Annotated in this window: 18 protein-coding genes; 6 read left to right on the top strand and 12 right to left on the bottom strand. The window is 69.4% G+C overall.

Features of this window, described 5'->3' with window-relative positions:
* Nucleotides 1–9 precede the first annotated feature (9 nt).
* Entirely contained in the window at nt 10–1,161 is a 1,152-nt protein-coding gene (locus ACXMYJ_RS06540; RefSeq protein WP_260755897.1) for an ABC transporter substrate-binding protein, read from the bottom strand.
* A 108-nt stretch (nt 1,162–1,269) separates the two neighbouring features.
* On the opposite strand from ACXMYJ_RS06540, the gene ACXMYJ_RS06535 reads away from it, so the two are divergent.
* Nucleotides 1,270–1,698, top strand: a complete 429-nt coding sequence (locus ACXMYJ_RS06535) for a TIGR03668 family PPOX class F420-dependent oxidoreductase (RefSeq protein ID WP_260755898.1) — start codon at nt 1,270–1,272, stop codon at nt 1,696–1,698.
* A gap of 85 nt (nt 1,699–1,783) precedes the next feature.
* The gene (locus tag ACXMYJ_RS06530) at nt 1,784–2,395 is read left to right on the top strand and encodes a sigma-70 family RNA polymerase sigma factor (protein WP_260755899.1); all 612 of its coding nucleotides are present in this window, start codon (nt 1,784–1,786) and stop codon (nt 2,393–2,395) included.
* On the opposite strand, the gene ACXMYJ_RS06525 is transcribed toward ACXMYJ_RS06530, so the two are convergent.
* Nucleotides 2,371–3,282 (bottom strand): DMT family transporter, encoded by a 912-nt coding sequence (locus ACXMYJ_RS06525; protein ID WP_460354840.1) that lies wholly within the window; start codon nt 3,280–3,282, stop codon nt 2,371–2,373. The two genes, ACXMYJ_RS06530 and ACXMYJ_RS06525, sit on opposite strands and share 25 nt — an antisense overlap.
* Before the next feature lie 104 nt (nt 3,283–3,386).
* Between ACXMYJ_RS06525 and ACXMYJ_RS06520 the strand changes: the two genes are divergently transcribed.
* Nucleotides 3,387–3,725 carry an aminopeptidase gene (locus tag ACXMYJ_RS06520; RefSeq protein ID WP_260757857.1) on the top strand — a complete coding sequence of 113 codons (339 nt, stop codon included), beginning with the start codon at nt 3,387–3,389 and terminating at the stop codon, nt 3,723–3,725.
* On the opposite strand, the gene ACXMYJ_RS06515 is transcribed toward ACXMYJ_RS06520, so the two are convergent.
* The 7 genes from ACXMYJ_RS06515 to ACXMYJ_RS06485 are packed head-to-tail and all read right to left on the bottom strand — an operon-like array spanning nt 3,722 to nt 10,039.
* Entirely contained in the window at nt 3,722–4,015 is a 294-nt protein-coding gene (locus ACXMYJ_RS06515) for a hypothetical protein (RefSeq protein WP_260755901.1), read from the bottom strand. The genes ACXMYJ_RS06520 and ACXMYJ_RS06515 overlap by 4 nt on opposite strands.
* A complete protein-coding gene (locus tag ACXMYJ_RS06510; RefSeq protein WP_260755902.1) occupies nt 4,012–5,337 on the bottom strand; it encodes an MFS transporter in 1,326 nt (441 codons plus the stop codon). The genes ACXMYJ_RS06515 and ACXMYJ_RS06510 overlap by 4 nt, the downstream gene beginning before the upstream one ends.
* 48 nt (nt 5,338–5,385) lie before the next feature.
* Nucleotides 5,386–5,655 carry a hypothetical protein gene (locus ACXMYJ_RS06505; protein ID WP_313901352.1) on the bottom strand — a complete coding sequence of 90 codons (270 nt, stop codon included), beginning with the start codon at nt 5,653–5,655 and terminating at the stop codon, nt 5,386–5,388.
* Between the two features lie 8 nt (nt 5,656–5,663).
* Nucleotides 5,664–8,027, bottom strand: a complete 2,364-nt coding sequence (locus tag ACXMYJ_RS06500; protein ID WP_260757858.1) for a glycoside hydrolase family 65 protein — start codon at nt 8,025–8,027, stop codon at nt 5,664–5,666.
* Between the two features lie 5 nt (nt 8,028–8,032).
* On the bottom strand, nt 8,033–8,737 hold the full coding sequence (locus ACXMYJ_RS06495; protein ID WP_460354835.1) for a beta-phosphoglucomutase family hydrolase: 705 nt from the start codon (nt 8,735–8,737) through the stop codon (nt 8,033–8,035).
* A 17-nt stretch (nt 8,738–8,754) separates the two neighbouring features.
* Nucleotides 8,755–9,624 (bottom strand): rhomboid family intramembrane serine protease, encoded by an 870-nt coding sequence (locus ACXMYJ_RS06490; RefSeq protein WP_260755904.1) that lies wholly within the window; start codon nt 9,622–9,624, stop codon nt 8,755–8,757.
* 1 nt (nt 9,625) lies between these two features.
* A complete protein-coding gene (locus ACXMYJ_RS06485) occupies nt 9,626–10,039 on the bottom strand; it encodes a VOC family protein (protein WP_260755905.1) in 414 nt (137 codons plus the stop codon).
* A gap of 300 nt (nt 10,040–10,339) precedes the next feature.
* On the opposite strand from ACXMYJ_RS06485, the gene ACXMYJ_RS06480 reads away from it, so the two are divergent.
* The 3 genes from ACXMYJ_RS06480 to ACXMYJ_RS06470 all read left to right on the top strand — a co-directional run bounded on the left by ACXMYJ_RS06480 (nt 10,340) and on the right by ACXMYJ_RS06470 (nt 12,421).
* Nucleotides 10,340–10,750, top strand: a complete 411-nt coding sequence (locus ACXMYJ_RS06480) for a heme-binding protein (RefSeq protein WP_260755906.1) — start codon at nt 10,340–10,342, stop codon at nt 10,748–10,750.
* A gap of 73 nt (nt 10,751–10,823) precedes the next feature.
* Nucleotides 10,824–11,252 carry a hypothetical protein gene (locus tag ACXMYJ_RS06475; RefSeq protein ID WP_260755907.1) on the top strand — a complete coding sequence of 143 codons (429 nt, stop codon included), beginning with the start codon at nt 10,824–10,826 and terminating at the stop codon, nt 11,250–11,252.
* Between the two features lie 101 nt (nt 11,253–11,353).
* Nucleotides 11,354–12,421 carry a beta-lactamase family protein gene (locus ACXMYJ_RS06470; RefSeq protein ID WP_260755908.1) on the top strand — a complete coding sequence of 356 codons (1,068 nt, stop codon included), beginning with the start codon at nt 11,354–11,356 and terminating at the stop codon, nt 12,419–12,421.
* Here the strand turns inward: ACXMYJ_RS06470 and ACXMYJ_RS06465 are convergent.
* The 3 genes from ACXMYJ_RS06465 to ACXMYJ_RS06455 are packed head-to-tail and all read right to left on the bottom strand — an operon-like array spanning nt 12,396 to nt 15,174.
* Entirely contained in the window at nt 12,396–13,514 is a 1,119-nt protein-coding gene (locus tag ACXMYJ_RS06465) for an FAD-dependent oxidoreductase (RefSeq protein WP_460354829.1), read from the bottom strand. The two genes, ACXMYJ_RS06470 and ACXMYJ_RS06465, sit on opposite strands and share 26 nt — an antisense overlap.
* Entirely contained in the window at nt 13,511–14,383 is an 873-nt protein-coding gene (locus ACXMYJ_RS06460) for a DUF1295 domain-containing protein (RefSeq protein WP_313901353.1), read from the bottom strand. Before ACXMYJ_RS06460 ends, ACXMYJ_RS06465 begins: the two co-directional genes overlap by 4 nt.
* A 5-nt stretch (nt 14,384–14,388) precedes the next feature.
* Nucleotides 14,389–15,174: a glutaminyl-peptide cyclotransferase gene (locus ACXMYJ_RS06455; protein ID WP_443188460.1), complete on the bottom strand. Its 786-nt coding sequence runs from the start codon at nt 15,172–15,174 to the stop codon at nt 14,389–14,391.
* Nucleotides 15,175–15,194 lie beyond the last annotated feature (20 nt).

Genomic DNA, 15,194 nt, shown 5'->3' with positions numbered 1-15,194 from the left:
GGCGTACGCTCAGCCGACCGCGGCGGCCCAGTTCTCCGCCAGGTACTTCGAGGCCGCCTCGGTCTGCTCGGGCGTCGGCACGGTCACCGGTCCGCTCACCACCGGCAGCGCCGCGGCCACCGCCGCGTCCAGCGTGCCGTCGGCGAGCATGTTGTCGGCCCGCACCGGGCGAACGCCACCCTGGGCGAACAGGTTCTGTCCCTCGTCGCTGTACAGGAACTCCTGCCACAGGCGCGCGGCCGCCGGGTGCGGCGCGTCCTTGTTGATCGCCTGGTAGTAGTACCCGGCCACAACGTTGTCCGGCGGCACCAGCACCGTCCACGACGGCAGCTTCTTGGTCTCGGCGGAGTTGGTGTAGTTCCAGTCGATCACCACCGGGGTTTGGCCGGATTCGATGGTGGCCGGTGTCGGGTCGACGGGCAGGAAATTACCGGCCTGCTTGAGCTTGCGGAAGAACTCGACCCCGGGAGCGATGTCGTCGGCCGAACCGCCCTGCGACAGCGCCACCATCAGCACACCGGAGAACGCCGCGCCGGCCTGCGTCGGGTCGCCGTTGAGCGCCACCTTGCCCCGGTACTCGGGCTTGAGCAGGTCGTTGACGCTGGTCACCGGCGGCACCGTGGAGGAGTCGAAACCGATCGACATATAGCCGCCGTAGTCGTTGACCCAGGTGCCGTCGGCGTCCTTGAACGCCGCGGGGATGTCGTCGAACTTCTCGACCTTGTACGGCGCGAACATCGCGGTGTTGGCCAGAGCCACCGACTGGCCGAGGTCGAAGACGTCGGGCGCGGTGCTGCGGCCCTTCTGCTGATTGGCGGCGTTGATCTCGTCCTGACTGGACGCGTCGGGCTGCGCCGAGTTCACCTTGATGCCGTACTTGTCGGAGAACGCCGTGATGATCGCGCCGTAGTTGGCCCAATCCGGAGGCAGCGCAATCACATTGAGCTCGCCCTCGGCCTTGGCGGCCTCGACGAGGCCCTCCATGCCGCCGAAATCCGCTGCCGAGGTGGCCTCGGCGGCGTTCACCCCCGACTCGGTCTGGGCGTTCGAGCTGTCCTTCTCCGGTGGCGCACAGGCCACAGCGCCGCCGGCCAGCAGCACCGACGCGGCGACGGCGAGGAACCGGGCCAACGGCCGGGAGGTGTTGCGTGCGGTGTTCATTGCCGAACCTTCCGATGAGCAGGAGGCTGCGCAGTGGCTCAGCGGTTACCGCCCCGCGACTCCGCAGTGAACGAATCGGACCAGCTCTGCGCACCCTACCCTGGGACGATGGCGGAATCCGACGACCGTGACGTTACTGCCGCATTTGCCGGCGCGCCGGTGGCGATGCTGGCGACCGCGGGCCTCGACGCGGTGCCCCACCTGGTGCCGGTGGTGTTCGCGATGCCCGAGCACCGCCAGGACATCCTGTACACCGCGATCGACGCGAAGCCGAAGTCGACGCAGCGGCTGCGCCGGCTGGTCAACATCGAGAACAACCCGGCGGTCAGCCTGCTGGTCCAGCACTACGACGAAGACTGGTCCCGGCTGTGGTGGGTGCGCGCGGACGGCGTCGCGACCATTCACCACAGCGGCGTGGAGATGGCCACCGGCTACGCGCTGCTGCGCGCCAAGTACCCCCAATACCGGCGCGTCGAGCTCGACGGACCGGTGATCAGCGTCGAGATCCGACGCTGGGCGTCCTGGTATGGGGGTTAACCGGTAGCGTGCGGTGCGGTTCTCCGCACCCGTTTTGGAGGCCAGCCGGGCAGACGCGGGGGCGCCGCATCGGGAGAGTCGAAGCATGCCCGACACCCCAGAGGACGACCCGCTCACCGACCGTTTCGAACGTGAGGCGATACCGCTGATCGCCGGTCTGTACCGGCACGCGTTCACCCTGACTCGAGACCACGCCGACGCCGAAGACCTGCTCCAGGAAACGGCGGCCAAGGCCTATGCGGCGTTCGGCAGTTTCCGCACCCTCGACACCCTCGACCCCCTCGGCGACGGAGCCAATCTCGCCGGCTGGCTGTACCGGATTCTGCTCAACACCCACATCAGCGCCTACCGCAGACAACAGCGCAGGCCAGGGCTCCAGTTCACCGACGAGTTCACCGACGGTCAGCTGCTGCGGCACGGCAGGCGCGGCAACGCCCCGGAATCCACCGAGGAGGTCGTGCTGGCCCACACGCCCGACCCTGTGATCGCCGCGGCCATGCGCGCGCTGCCGGAGAAGTACCGCACCGCGGTGTATTACGCCGACGTGGAGGGCCGCAAGTTTCGGGAGATCGCCGAGTTGACCCACGCCCCGCTCGGCACCGTGATGTCCCGGCTGCACCGCGGGCGCGCCAGGCTGCGCGCCGCGCTGGCCGACGTCGCCCGGGACCGCGGCTATCCGCTGCCCGAAGCCGCCTGAGCGTTTTCCGCCTTGTCCGCTTCCAGCATCTCCTCGTAGGCGCCCTCGTCGCGGCCCAGCGCGATCGTGCCCGCCACCATCGCCACCGTCGCCACCGCGATCGCGATCGCGTCCCAACGGTCGGCGTTCAATTGCTCGCCGAGGACCACCGCCCCGAGGATCACCGCGACCATCGGTTCGAGCACCAGCATGGTCGGCACCGAGGTCTGCAGCGAGCCCGCGTGGAAGGAGGACTGCTGCAGCAATGTCGCCACCACACCGAGCAGGCCCAGCAGATAGAGCACCGGGGTGGTCAGCACCGCCGTCAGACCCTCGTGTGTCAGCACGTGCATGACCAATTTCGTCAGCACCGCGACCACCCCGAACAGCACCCCGACCGCAACGGCGAGCAGCACCGCGCGGATCCATCCGATGACGCGGGTCGCGACGATCACACACGCCAGCACCGCGATCGTGCACACCACCGCCACCAGCGCCGAAGTCGACAGCGACGCCTCATAGTCGCCGGGGCTGGCCTTGGCGAGCACCACGAACACCGCGAGCGCCGCGGTGAGCAGCACCGCCCAGGCCCACTCGGCCCGGGTGACCCGCCGGTGCGCCAGCCGGGCGCTGAGCGGAAGCGCGAACAGCAGCGCCGAGACCAGGATGGGCTGGACCAGCAGCAGCGACCCGTTGGCCAGCGCCAGCGCCTGGAAGACGAAGCCGGCGACGGCGGCCGCGGTGCCCGCCCACCACAGCGGCCGGCGCAGCAAAGTCCGGAACATCACGGCACTGACCCCGTCCTCGGCGGGCACGTCCAGGGTCGCCCGCTGGCGCACCACGATGCCGACAGCAAGGAACACCGCGGCCAGAAAGGCCAGCAGCACGGTAAGGCCATGCCCGATCACCCGACAAGGAAAGCACCTTTACCGGTCCCCCGCCCAGCCCGGTCCCCTCTCGACAAATGATCGATCTTGTTTCGGCGCCGGGGAACTGGGGCATCAGTGCGGGCATGAATGTGCGACGGTTGATCATGATCGCTGGAGTGGCGGTGCTGCTGGCAGGTGTCATCGCGCTCCTGGTGCCGGTGTCGATCCCCGGACCCGAGGGCAGCATCGGATGCGGCAACGGCATCGCCGCCGATCTGTCGGAGGCCCGCGACGCCGACAGCGGCAATCTGGCCAACCTGCCGGTGCTCAACGAGATCGTCCCGCATACCGACTACGCCGCCTCGTGTGAGTCGGCGCTGTCGTCGCGGCGCTCGTGGGCGATCCCGGTCGCGGTCGTCGGCCTGGTGGTGCTGGTCGGCTCATTCTTCGTCGGCGGCCGGTCCGGCCGGGTGCGAACCTAGGACGCCCGCCCGTCGACCACCCGCAGGTGTGGGGCCGGCCGGCCAGACCCGGCCGGCTCCGACTGCGTCGGCGCGATCCGGTCGTTGACGCGGGCGACCACCGAGTCCACCCGGTGCACGGCACGGTCGCAGAGTCCGCTGACCCGGTCCCCGGCGGCGTCCACGTCGTCGGCAGCGCTGCGCAGGTAAGCCCGGACGGTGACCCGGAATCTCTCGCCGGCGGTGCGCACGCGGCGCCGTAGCCGGTCGTCGATCTCGACGGTGACGTAGGGCAACACCTGAAGCTTCATCTGCGCGTCTCCCCTTCGTGGATGCCTGAGCCCACCCTAGCGGGGTCGTCCTGCACCTGCGCCAATGCTCGGCCCGCCGATTCCCGCAGCGTGAGCACCGTGAGCAGCGACAGCGCGGCCGCGATCATCAGGTAGAACGCCGGCGCGATCGGGTTTCCCGTGGCCGCGGTCAGCCACGTCACGACGTACGGGGTGGTGCCGCCGAACACGGCGACGCACACGTTGTAGCCCACCGAGAACCCGCTGAACCGGATCCGGGTGGCGAACAGCTCCACCCCGGCCGACACCGCGCAGGAGATGTAGACCGACTCGATCGCGGCCAGCAGACAGTGCGCCGAGATCGCCGCGACCAGCGAGCCCGACGTGAGCAGCAGGAACAGCGGGTAGCCGAGCACCAGGAAGGCGACCGCGCCGCCGATGAGCAGCGGCCGCCGCCCGACCCGGTCTGACAGCGCCGCCAGCGGGAGGATCAGCACCAGCGCCACCACGCAGGCCAGCGTGATCGACACGAACGACGCGGTCTTGGAGAACCCCAGCGTCTTGATGAAATACGTTGGCAGGAACGTGAACACGATGTAGTAGCCGATGTTGAAGACGATGAACAGGCCGATCACCTGCAGGATCTGCCGCCACGACGTGGTGACGGCTTCCCGCAGCGGCGACTCGGCGGTGTTGTCCGCCTTGTTCAGTTCGGCGAACTGCGGTGTGTCGCCCAGGCGCAGCCGGATGTAGAGACCGACCAGTCCCAGCGGCCCGGCGATCAGGAACGGGATGCGCCAGCCGTAGCTCTCCATGGCCTCGGCGGACAGGAGCGCCTGCAGTGCGGTCACGGTGACCGAGCCCATCAGGAAGCCGAGGACCCCGGACCAGGCCATGAACGTGACGGTCAGGCCGCGGCGGGCGTCGCCGGCGAACTCCGCCAGGTACACCGCGCCGCCGCCGTACTCGCCGCCCGCCGAGAAGCCCTGTAGGCAGCGGAAGAACAGGAGCAGCAGCGGTGCCGCCACCCCGATGGTGTCGTAGGTCGGCAGCACACCGATGCACAGCGTGGCCGCCGACATCAGCAGGATCACCACCGCCAGCACCTTCTGGCGGCCGATGCGGTCGCCGAGCGGCCCGAAGAAGAATCCGCCGAGCGGACGCATGAAGAACGCCGCGGCGAAGATCGCGAAGGTGTTGAGCAGCGCGGCGGTGTCGTTGCCGGCGGGGAAGAAGTGCGCGGCGATGAACGTCGCCAGGAAGCCGTAGATGGCGAAGTCGAACCACTCGACGGCATTACCGATGGACGCGCCGGTCACCACCCGGCGGATGTCGGTCTCCATGTCGAACTCCCGAATTTAAGCGTGGCGCTCAGCATTTCGCTTACCGCATCACGTTCGACGCGGCGCTGTTGGCAACTTAGCGCTTCGCGGCCCGCACCGCGGCGGCCGCGTCAGAGCGGATCTGGCCGTCCCGCCGATCACCAGCGTGTTGACCACCCACGCGGCCGTCGTCGGCTTCCGGCTGTCGCCGATGCGCCGTGCCGCATCGGCGTCACCGCTCTTCTTCGCCGCGGCGGCGAGCCGGGTGCGTACTCGGGTGAACTCGCCGGGCGCAGCGCAGTACAGCTCGTCGAGCGCCTCCTCCACCGCGAAACCCATGATGGGGCCTATCGATCGGCGATCCGTGCCCGCCGGTGCAGCGGCTCCCGCCCGGGCGGCTGCGACGGCGGCGGCAGCAACGGGACCAGCGGCCGCACCGCCACCCTGGTCGGTTCCCGGGTGGTCAGTTCCAACGGCTCACCGGCATGCCGGATGGTCAGCGCCCCCCGCGGACCGTCCCGCAGCGTGTAGGTGACCGACTCGTGGTCGGCTGCCACGGTCACGCGAAAACCGCGCCAGCGCAACCGGAAACACAGCCGGGAGATGCCGCCGGGCAGGTGCGGGTCGAGTGCCAGTACGCCCTCGTCGTCGCGCAGCCCGCCGAACCCGACGACGAGCGCGGTCCAGCTGCCGGCCAGCGACGCCAGGTGCAGCCCGTCGCCGGTGTTGTTGTGCAGGTCACGCAGATCGATCAGTGCCGCCTCGTACGCATAGTCGTGGGCCAGTTCCAGATGCCCGACCTCGGCGCACATCACCGCCTGAGTGCATGCCGACAGCGACGAGTCCCTGGTGGTGCGCCGCTCGTAATAGTCGACGTTGCGGGCCTTCTGCTCGGGGGTGAACGCATGGCTCTGCCACTGCATGGCCAGCACCAGATCGGCCTGCTTGATCACCTGGGCCGGATAGAGCCGGACGTACGGTTCATGCAACAGGAGCGGGTATTTCGTGTTGGACTGGAAGTCCCACTCCCGCAGCGTGGTGAACCCCTCGCACTGCGGGTGCACGCCGAGCTCCTCGTCGTAGGGGATGTGCACCGCGTCGGCGGCGTCACGCCAGGCGGCCGTCTCCTCGTTGTCGACACCGAGGTCGCGCGCACCGTCGGGGTGCCGGGTGCAGGCGTCGGCCGCGACGCGCAGGTTCGCGGCGGCCATCAGGTTGGTGAACACATTGTCCCGCACCACCGCGGTGTATTCGTCGGGCCCGGTGACCCCGTCGATGCGCCACCGACCGTATCGGTCGTGGTGGCCGAGCGAGGCCCACAGCCGGGCGGTTTCGACGAGAACGACCAGGCCGCAATCGGATTCGAGCGACTCGTCGCCGGTCACCACCCGGTAGCGGTCGAAAGCCATCGCGATGTCGGCGTTGACGTGGAAACCGGCGGTACCCGCCGGCCAGTACGCCGAGCATTCCTCGCCGTGGATGGTGCGCCACGGGAAACTCGCGCCGCTCAGGTCCAGTTCCTTGGCGCGCTCCCGCGCCAGCTCCAGCGTCGACGCCCGCCACCGCAGCGCGTCGGCGGCGGCGCGCGGGGCGGTGTAGGTCAGCACCGGCAGCACGAACCCCTCGGTGTCCCAGAAGGCGTGGCCGTCGTAGCCGGTTCCGGTCAGTCCCTTGCCCGCGATCGCGCGCCGCTCGGCGCGGGCGCTGGCCTGCAGCACGTGGAACAGCCCGAAGCGCACGGCCTGCTGGCTGTCGGCGTCACCGTCGACCTCGACGTCCGCGCTGTCCCAGAACTCGGCCAGGTATTCGCGCTGTGACTGCAGAAGACCCGACCAGCCGGTGTACCGGGCGCCCGCGATCGCCGCGGCGACCTGGTCGCGCAGCGCCGGGCACGAGCGCAGGCTGGACCATCCGTAGGCCAGGTACTTCACCAGGCGCAAACGCTGACCGGCGCGCAGTTCGGTCACCACCGTGGTGCGCGCCCAGTCGTCGCCGGAGTCACCGCTGACGTCCACCCGGCCTTCGCCCTCGATGACGTGGTCCATCGCCGCGGCCATCGTCAACCCGCTCGAGCGGGTCCGGTGGATCAGCAGTGCCCCGCGCTCGCTGATCTCGTGCTGCACCGCCTCCAGCGGCTTCGTCAGCACCGCGGCGACCCTGGGATCGCCCGACGGCGAAGGCAGGTCCTCGTTGGCGACCAGCTCCGACTGCACGGTCAGCAACACATCGTCGACGGCTTCGACGATGTACTCGATAGCGGCCAGGCTGCGCTGGGACAGCGAGACCAGCCGGGTCGAGTGCACCTTGACCCGCTTGCCGGACGGTGTGGTCCAGTCCGCCGTGCGGGTCAGGGTGCCGGCCCGAAGATCCAAAGTCCGTTCGTGGGCGTGCACGTCGCCGTACCGGACGTCGAACGGTTCGTCGTCGACCAGCAGCCGGATCAGCTTGCCGTTGGTGACGTCGACGATGGACTGGCCGTCCTCCGGATAGCCGAACCCCGCCTCCGCGTACGGCAGCGGCCTGGTCTCGTAGAACCCGTTCAGGTAGGTGCCGGGCAGCGCGTGAGGCTCCCCCTCGTCGAGATTGCCGCGCAGCCCGATGTGCCCGTTGGACAACGCGAACAGCGATTCGGTCTGCGCAAGCAGATCCACCCTCAGCTGGGTCTCCCGGACCTGCCAGGGTTCCACCGGAAACGCGTCGTCGGTGATCATCATGCTCAGAGCAGCTCCCCGAGGTCGGTGACGACGATGTCGGCGCCGTTGCGCCGCAGGGCCTCGGCCTGTCCGGTCCGGTCGACGCCGACCACCAGGCCGAAATCACCGGCGCGCCCGGCGGCCACCCCGGACAGCGCATCCTCGAAGACGGCCGCGTCCGCCGGGGACACGCCGAGCAGTTCCGCGGCTCGCAGGAACGAGTCAGGGGCCGGTTTGCCGGGCAGGTTCTCCTCACGCAGCGTCACGCCGTCGACACGCTCCTCGATGTAGACGTCCAGTCCGGTGAGCTCGAGTACGTCGCGAGTGTTGGCGCTCGACGACACCACCGCGCGCCGCAACCCGGCGTCGGTGGCCGCCTGCAGATACCGCCGCGACCCGTCGAACACGGTGACCCCGTCGCTGTGCAGGCTCTGGTTGAACATCCGGTTCTTTCGGTCGCCCAAGTGCGACACGGTCTGGGCGTCGGAGACGATGCCGCGGCTTTCCAAGAACGAGCGGACCCCGTCCAGGCGCGGTTTGCCGTCGACGTAGCGCTCGTAGTCCGCACCCGCATCGAAGGGCACGTAGGGCACGCCGTGTTCGGCACGGCTGCGCAGGTACTCGTCGAACATCGCCTTCCAGGCGCGGCGGTGCACGCTGGCGGTGTCGGTGAGCACGCCGTCGAGATCGAACAGACATGCGCGGATGCGGTCCGGTAGGCCGAGCATCTCCCCCCCATACCCATTCAGCTCAGTCCGAGCATGCTCTGCAACTCGGCAGTGCGCCACACGACCAGCGCGACGAACAGCACCAGCAACCCGGCGGCCGCAGCGCCCTGCACCAGGTTGCGCTGCCCGCGCGGGGCGTAGACGAAGGCCGCGGCCACCACCGCACCGGTCACCAGCCCGCCGACATGGCCCTGCCAGCTGATGTTCTGCGAGGTGAACAGCGGGATCAGAAACGTGAACGCGAGGTTCAGCACGATGATCGCGACGACCGACCGCACGTCCATGTTCAGCTTGCGGCCCACCACGAACGTCGCACCGAACAATCCGAAAACCGCCCCGGACGCGCCGGCGGTGAGCGCGTTGAACGTGAGCAGGTACACCAGCACCGAGCCGCCCAGCGCGCTGAGCAGATAGAGCGCGACGAACCGCAGCCGCCCGAGCGCGAACTCCAGCGGCGGGCCGACGAAATACAGCGCCAGCATGTTGAACGCGATGTGGGTGAGGCTGAAGTGCAGGAACGCCGAGGTCAGCAGCCGGTACAGCTCACCGTCGGCGGCGGCGGGCGGCCACAGCCCGAGGGCGCGTTCGAGCTCCGGAGACGCCATCTGCAGTGCGAACATCAGCAGGTTGACGCCGATCAGCACGTAGGTGACCAGCGGCGTCGTCGACCGCGGCGCGCGGGCACCGACGGCGTTGGTGACCGGTCGGACGGACCGGGCGCCCTCGCCGACGCAGTCGGCGCACTGATGGCCGACAGCGGCGCTGTGCATGCATTCCGGGCAGATGAATCGGTTGCAGCGGGTGCAGCGGACGTAGGTCTGACGGTCGGGATGCCGGTAGCACGTCGGGGCCTGCGCGGGGGTGCCGGACGGGTAGGGGTAACCCATGTCAGAGCGTCCCGAACAACTCGATGTGGTTGCCGTCGGGGTCGGCGACGAACATCCAGCCCATGCCGGGCACCGGCGCATACTCGGTGAGCGGCTCCACCACTTCGTATTCGGATGCGGCGAACGCGTCGGCGACGGCGCGTAGACCGTTCACCCCGATCGTGAAGTACCGCAGACCCGCCTGCGCGCGGCCGCCGCCGGGTGCGGCGGGAGCAGCGGGCGCCGTCGTGTAGGTGACGAGTTTGAGCACGCTGCCCCCGAGTGAGTAGCGCCGCTGTGAGCCCCCGTCGAACTCGATGTCGCCTTGGGGCTCAAGTTCGAGGAATCCCTCGTAGAAGGCGACCATCGGGCCCGGGTCGGTGGTGACGAGCCCGACCTCGATGCCGGGTGTCAGCAGGTCCAGTTTCACGATCACCAACTTATCTCGCCTGCCCGCGGCTTTTGCTCGGTAACGATTCGGTGACGACCCAGATCACGATCACTTAAGCAAACCCGGCGAATTCTGAGAAGTTTCATGGTTTGGAAACCGCAGCGGGGATCGTCGGGCCGGTTACACCCCGGAATTGAGGTCAACGTCACGCCCGCACCCTGTAACGCTCGGCCCAGGCGGTCGTCGGCGCCGACGAGTTACGTTTGACCACTTCAGGATTCGGCTACCTTGGATCTCAGCCGGGGGAAGCAGCAACCGATTCACAATGCGAAGGACCAACCAATCATGAATCTCAATGGTTTTACCGTGCGCGCCCGTCGGCGCGCCGTGGCCGGCGTCTCGGCCGCATGTCTGCTCGGCGGCGTGGCCGCAGCAACCGTGGCGGCACCGATGGCGGGGGCGCAGCCGGCCCAGTGCACCGCGAGCTCGCTCACCGGGACCGTCAGCTCGGTCACCGCGCAGGCGCGGCAGTACCTCGACACCCACCCGGGCGCGAACCAGGCCGTGACCGCGGCGATGAACCAGCCGCGGCCCGAGGCCGAGGCCAACCTGCGGGGCTATTTCACCGCCAACCCGGCGGAGTACTACGACCTGCGCGGCATCCTCGCCCCGATCGGCGACACGCAGCGCAACTGCAACGTGGGCGTGCTGCCGGCGGATCTGCAGTCGGCCTACGACACGTTCATGGCCGGCTGATCTACACCACAACGTTGCGGACGTTGCGGCGGCGGGTTCTCCCCCGCCGCCGCAACGCTTAGACTGACTTCCTATGAGGCTGACGAAGGTAGCCGTGATGGCCGCGGCGGTGATCGCCGGCTGGGGCGCGGCCGCACCGACGGCCGGTGCACAACCCGCCGACACCCAACCCGCCGAGGCACCGAAGACAACGATCGACGCTGACGGCACGTACACCGTCGGCACCGAGATCGTGCCGGGCGTGTATCAGTCGGCCGGACCGGTCGACGGTGGCGCCTGTTACTGGAAGCGTGCTGCCGGCGAGGAGATGCTCGACAACCGGCTGACCAAGAAGCCGTCGTTCGTGCAGATCCTGCCGACCGACACGACCTTCACCACCAGCGACTGCCAGGCCTGGCAGCTCACCAACGCCCCGATGCCTCCGCAGCCCGGCCCCGGCGAGCTGCTGGGTCAGCTCACGCAGGCGATCGGCAGCGGCATGTTCTCCGGAGGCCCGCGCTGAGCGATCGCGCGGTCACCTCGATCGGAGCCGAGGACAACGCCGGCCTGGAGGACGCCGTCGAGCGGATCTGGCAGGCGGCGGTGCACTGGTACCGCGCCGGGATGCAGCCGGCAATCCAGGTGTGCCTGCGCCGCGAGGGCCGGGTGATCCTCGACCGTGCCATCGGCTACGCCTGGGAGGACGTCCCGGTCCGCACCGACACCCCGTTCTGTGTCTACTCGGCGGCCAAGGCGATCACCACGACGGTGACGCACATGCTCGTCGAGCGCGGGGCGTTCTCGCTGGAGGACCGGGTGTGTGACTATCTGCCGACGTACACGAGCCACGGCAAGGACCGCACCACGATCCGGCACGTGCTCACCCACAGCGCCGGCATCCCGTTCGCGACGGGGCCGAAGCCCGACCTCAAGCGCATGGACGACAGCGAGTACGCGCGGGAGATGCTGAGCCGGATGAAGCCGGTGTATCGGCCGGGGCTGGTCCACATCTACCACGGCGTGACGTGGGGACCGCTGATGCGCGAGATCATCTCCGCGGCCACCGGCCGCAGTATCCGCGACATCCTGGCCGAGCAGATCCTCGACCCGCTGGGCTTCAGATGGACCAACTACGGCGTTGCCCCACAAGACGTTCCGCTGGTCGCACCCAGCCACGTGACCGGCAGGCCGCTGCCTGCCCCGATCGCCAAGGCGTTCAAGGCGGCGGTGGGCGGCACCCCGCAGCAGATCATCCCGTTCTCCAACACGCGTGAGTTCCTGACCGGCGTCATCCCGTCGTCGAACACCGTGTCCAACGCCAACGAACTGTCCCGATTTGCCGAAATCCTCTGCCGCGGTGCAGAACTCGACGGAGTACGGATCCTCTCGCCGGAGACGCTGTATGCGGCCACCCGAGAGGCGCGCCGGTTACGGCCGGATCTGGCCACCGGCCTGGCGCCGATGCGGTGGGGCACTGGCTACATGTTGGGCTCCAAGCGATTCGGTCCATTCGGCCGGGACGCCGCAGGCGCGTTCGGACACACCGGGCTCACCGACATCGCGGTGTGGGCCGACCCGCAGCGGGCGCTGTCGGTGGCGGTGGTCAGCAGCGGCAAGCCAGGGCCTCACCGCGAGGCCAAACGCTATCCCCAGCTGCTGGACCGGATCAACGCCGAGATGCCGCGGATCTGATTCCGCGGTAGATCCCCCACCGCACGATCCAGGGCATCAGCACCCGCTCGAACGACCACGCCGGAAACCGGAACGCCCTGCCGTTGGGCGTGAACACCTCGAGACCGTCGGGCTGGATGCCCAACACCGAACCCCATCGCCGGGTGGGCGCGCGGTAGTCCCGCAACGCCCTGCCGGTGAACGAGGCGCGCACATTGCGGGCGAGCAGTCCGTCGGCGCGGTTGCGGGCCGAGCTGCGCAGCGGATCAGTCGCGGCCACGTCACCGATGGCGAACACCTCGGGGTGGCCGGGCACCTGGAGCGTCGGGGTCACGCGCACGAACCCGCGCTCGTCGAGCAGCTCAGCGGGCAGCCACCCGGTGTTGGGCGTGACGCGGCCGATCGCCCACAGCACGGCATCGGCGGACGCGGGTGGCTGGCCGGTGCTCCACCGCACGGTCCCGCTGGTCAGTTCAGCGGCGGCGAACGTGGGGTCCAGCACCGCACGATGGCCAGGGTGCAGCCGCACTCCGGCGTCGATCAGCCTGCGCCGCACCGAGTTCCACGTACGGGGGTGATGACCGACGAGTGCCCGCTCGCCCGGGTAGTACAGGTCGACGGGCTTGCCCGGCCACGCGGTGGCGATCTGGGCGGCGCTGCTGACGGCCGCGGCGCCGCCGCCGACGACGATCACCGACCCTGCGGCGGCGAGGCGGTCGTGCGGGTCGCGCAGGTCGGCGCCGACCTGCGCCGCGTCCTGCAGGGTCGGCCTGCGCCAGAACCCGTTGGTCACGCCGGTGGCGATGACGAGCGCGTCGTAGGGCACCTGGGTCGCCGATCCGTCGGCGAGTTCGACCAGCACACAGCGGGATTCGAGATCCACACCGGTCAGGGTGCCGTGCGCCGTGCGCACGCCGTCGAGGCCGCGGAAGCGGCCGAACGGGATCCAGTTGTACCGGGCCCAGTCGTCGGGCCGGGCCAGCCGCCAGCCCAGCTCCTGGCCGCTCACCAGCCCCGGTTTGGCGGAGATACCGACCACCTGGGCGTGGCGGGCCAGCTTGATCGCGGTGAGGACGCCGGTGTCGCCCAGCCCGGCGATGACGACCCGCTTCACGCACTCACCTTCGCCGGCGGGCGGGGCACGAACCGCGACACCCGGTCGATGACGGCCTGGTAACCGGGCCTACGCTCGAGGCTTCGGGTCTCCATCATCGGGATGCTGGCGCCGAGGAACATGGCCAGCATCGCCGCCGCACCCACGAACAGCCACCAGGCCCCCGGCGCCGCAGCGAGCCCGAAAAGCGCCAGAGCGAACCAGAATCCGAACTCGCCGAAGTAGTTGGGATGCCGCGACCAGCCCCACAACCCGCGGTCCATCACCTCACCCGGGCGCCGGTCGCGGACGAATCGGTGCATCTGCACGTCGGCGACGAACTCGACTGCCACCGCCGCCATCCCGACGACGAATGCGACCACGCTGAGCCACACCAGCCCGCGACCGGGTGTGGTGACCGCGACGTAGACCGGCACCATCCCGAGGAACACCTGAAGCGTCGGGATCAGGTGAATCGCGCCGAGGTCGGCGAGAAACTCCCACCGGCCGGCCCGCGACCGGAACATCGGGTAGCGCCAATCCTCGTGGTGCAGCCCGGGAAACGCGTATATCCAGTTGCCGGTCAAGCGCACCGCCCACACCAGCACGAGCACCGCGACCAGCCAGCACCGCAGGGCGTCGCCGTCGCCCTGGCTCCACCAGTAGACCAGCAGCAGCGGCGGGATGACGCTCCAGTAGGCGTCGTAGAAGCTGGAATTGCGGTAGGCGCGGCTGAATCCGAACACCACCAGGGTGGCCAGGACGTCGGCGATCAGCGTGTCGAGCCACAGACGGCCGGTGGCCGGGCCCCACACCAGCCACGCCGCCCCGACACCGACAGCCAGGACATAGGCCACCGCGACGATCGTCAACGAGCGCGCCTTGCCCACAGCGGTCACCCTAACCGGACCCGGAACGTCGTCGGCCAGTCTTTGCCGGTCAGCAGGAATTCGTCACCGGCGACGTGGGCGATGCCGTTGAGTACCTGGGCGCTGGGCGGGATGCCGCGGGCGCGCAGCCCGGCGGCGTTGACGACGAGGTCCACCGCGCCGCTCTCCGGGTCGATCCGCACGATGTTGTCCGACGGCCACAGGTTGGCCCACACCCGGCCGTCGACGCACTCCAGCTCGTTGAGCCCGTTGAGGGCACGGCCGTCGCGGGTGACGTCGACACCGCCGGTCTCGGCGAAGCCGGCGGCATCGTGGAACGTCAGCCGGTTGCTTCCGTCGCTGCGGATCAACCGCTCGCCGTCGTAACAGAGCCCCCATCCCTCCCCGGACAACGGGACCTCCCGCACCGGGGTCAGGTCGGCCTTGTCCCATTCGACGGCCACGCCGTCGCGGTAGGTCAGCTGCCAGATCCGGTCCCCGACCACGGTGATGCCCTCCCCGAAGTAGTCGCCCGGGATGTCGACCGCGCGGGTCACCTCACCGGTGTCGGGGTCGAGGGTGCGCAGCTGCGACTCCCCGGCCAGCCCGGTGCCCTCGTAGAGGACCGGCCCGCTGATCTCGAATCCCTGGGTGAAAGCCTGCGCGTCGTGCGGCATCTCCTCCAGCACGACCGGCTCGACCACCGGCACGGCCGGCTCGGCGTGCGCGACGGGCGAGACGGTGCCGGCCACCACGACCAGGATCATCCCGGCCCACAACTGCGACGCGGTCCTTTGCGAAGAGGGAGTCATATCGCCGTTCTACCGTGCGA

This window comes from Mycobacterium sp. ZZG, from assembly GCF_054786995.1.
This window is presented reverse-complemented; position numbering and strand designations above follow the sequence as displayed.

Coding starts and splice junctions, on each gene's coding strand:
- ACXMYJ_RS06540 (WP_260755897.1), bottom strand. CDS start 1,161: ATGAACACCGCACGCAACACCTCCCGGCCGTTGGCCCGGTTCCTCGCC.
- ACXMYJ_RS06535 (WP_260755898.1), top strand. CDS start 1,270: ATGGCGGAATCCGACGACCGTGACGTTACTGCCGCATTTGCCGGCGCG.
- ACXMYJ_RS06530 (WP_260755899.1), top strand. CDS start 1,784: ATGCCCGACACCCCAGAGGACGACCCGCTCACCGACCGTTTCGAACGT.
- ACXMYJ_RS06520 (WP_260757857.1), top strand. CDS start 3,387: ATGAATGTGCGACGGTTGATCATGATCGCTGGAGTGGCGGTGCTGCTG.
- ACXMYJ_RS06515 (WP_260755901.1), bottom strand. CDS start 4,015: ATGAAGCTTCAGGTGTTGCCCTACGTCACCGTCGAGATCGACGACCGG.
- ACXMYJ_RS06510 (WP_260755902.1), bottom strand. CDS start 5,337: ATGGAGACCGACATCCGCCGGGTGGTGACCGGCGCGTCCATCGGTAAT.
- ACXMYJ_RS06505 (WP_313901352.1), bottom strand. CDS start 5,655: ATGGGTTTCGCGGTGGAGGAGGCGCTCGACGAGCTGTACTGCGCTGCG.
- ACXMYJ_RS06500 (WP_260757858.1), bottom strand. CDS start 8,027: ATGATCACCGACGACGCGTTTCCGGTGGAACCCTGGCAGGTCCGGGAG.
- ACXMYJ_RS06495 (WP_460354835.1), bottom strand. CDS start 8,737: ATGCTCGGCCTACCGGACCGCATCCGCGCATGTCTGTTCGATCTCGAC.
- ACXMYJ_RS06490 (WP_260755904.1), bottom strand. CDS start 9,624: ATGGGTTACCCCTACCCGTCCGGCACCCCCGCGCAGGCCCCGACGTGC.
- ACXMYJ_RS06480 (WP_260755906.1), top strand. CDS start 10,340: ATGAATCTCAATGGTTTTACCGTGCGCGCCCGTCGGCGCGCCGTGGCC.
- ACXMYJ_RS06475 (WP_260755907.1), top strand. CDS start 10,824: ATGAGGCTGACGAAGGTAGCCGTGATGGCCGCGGCGGTGATCGCCGGC.
- ACXMYJ_RS06470 (WP_260755908.1), top strand. CDS start 11,354: ATGCAGCCGGCAATCCAGGTGTGCCTGCGCCGCGAGGGCCGGGTGATC.
- ACXMYJ_RS06455 (WP_443188460.1), bottom strand. CDS start 15,174: ATGACTCCCTCTTCGCAAAGGACCGCGTCGCAGTTGTGGGCCGGGATG.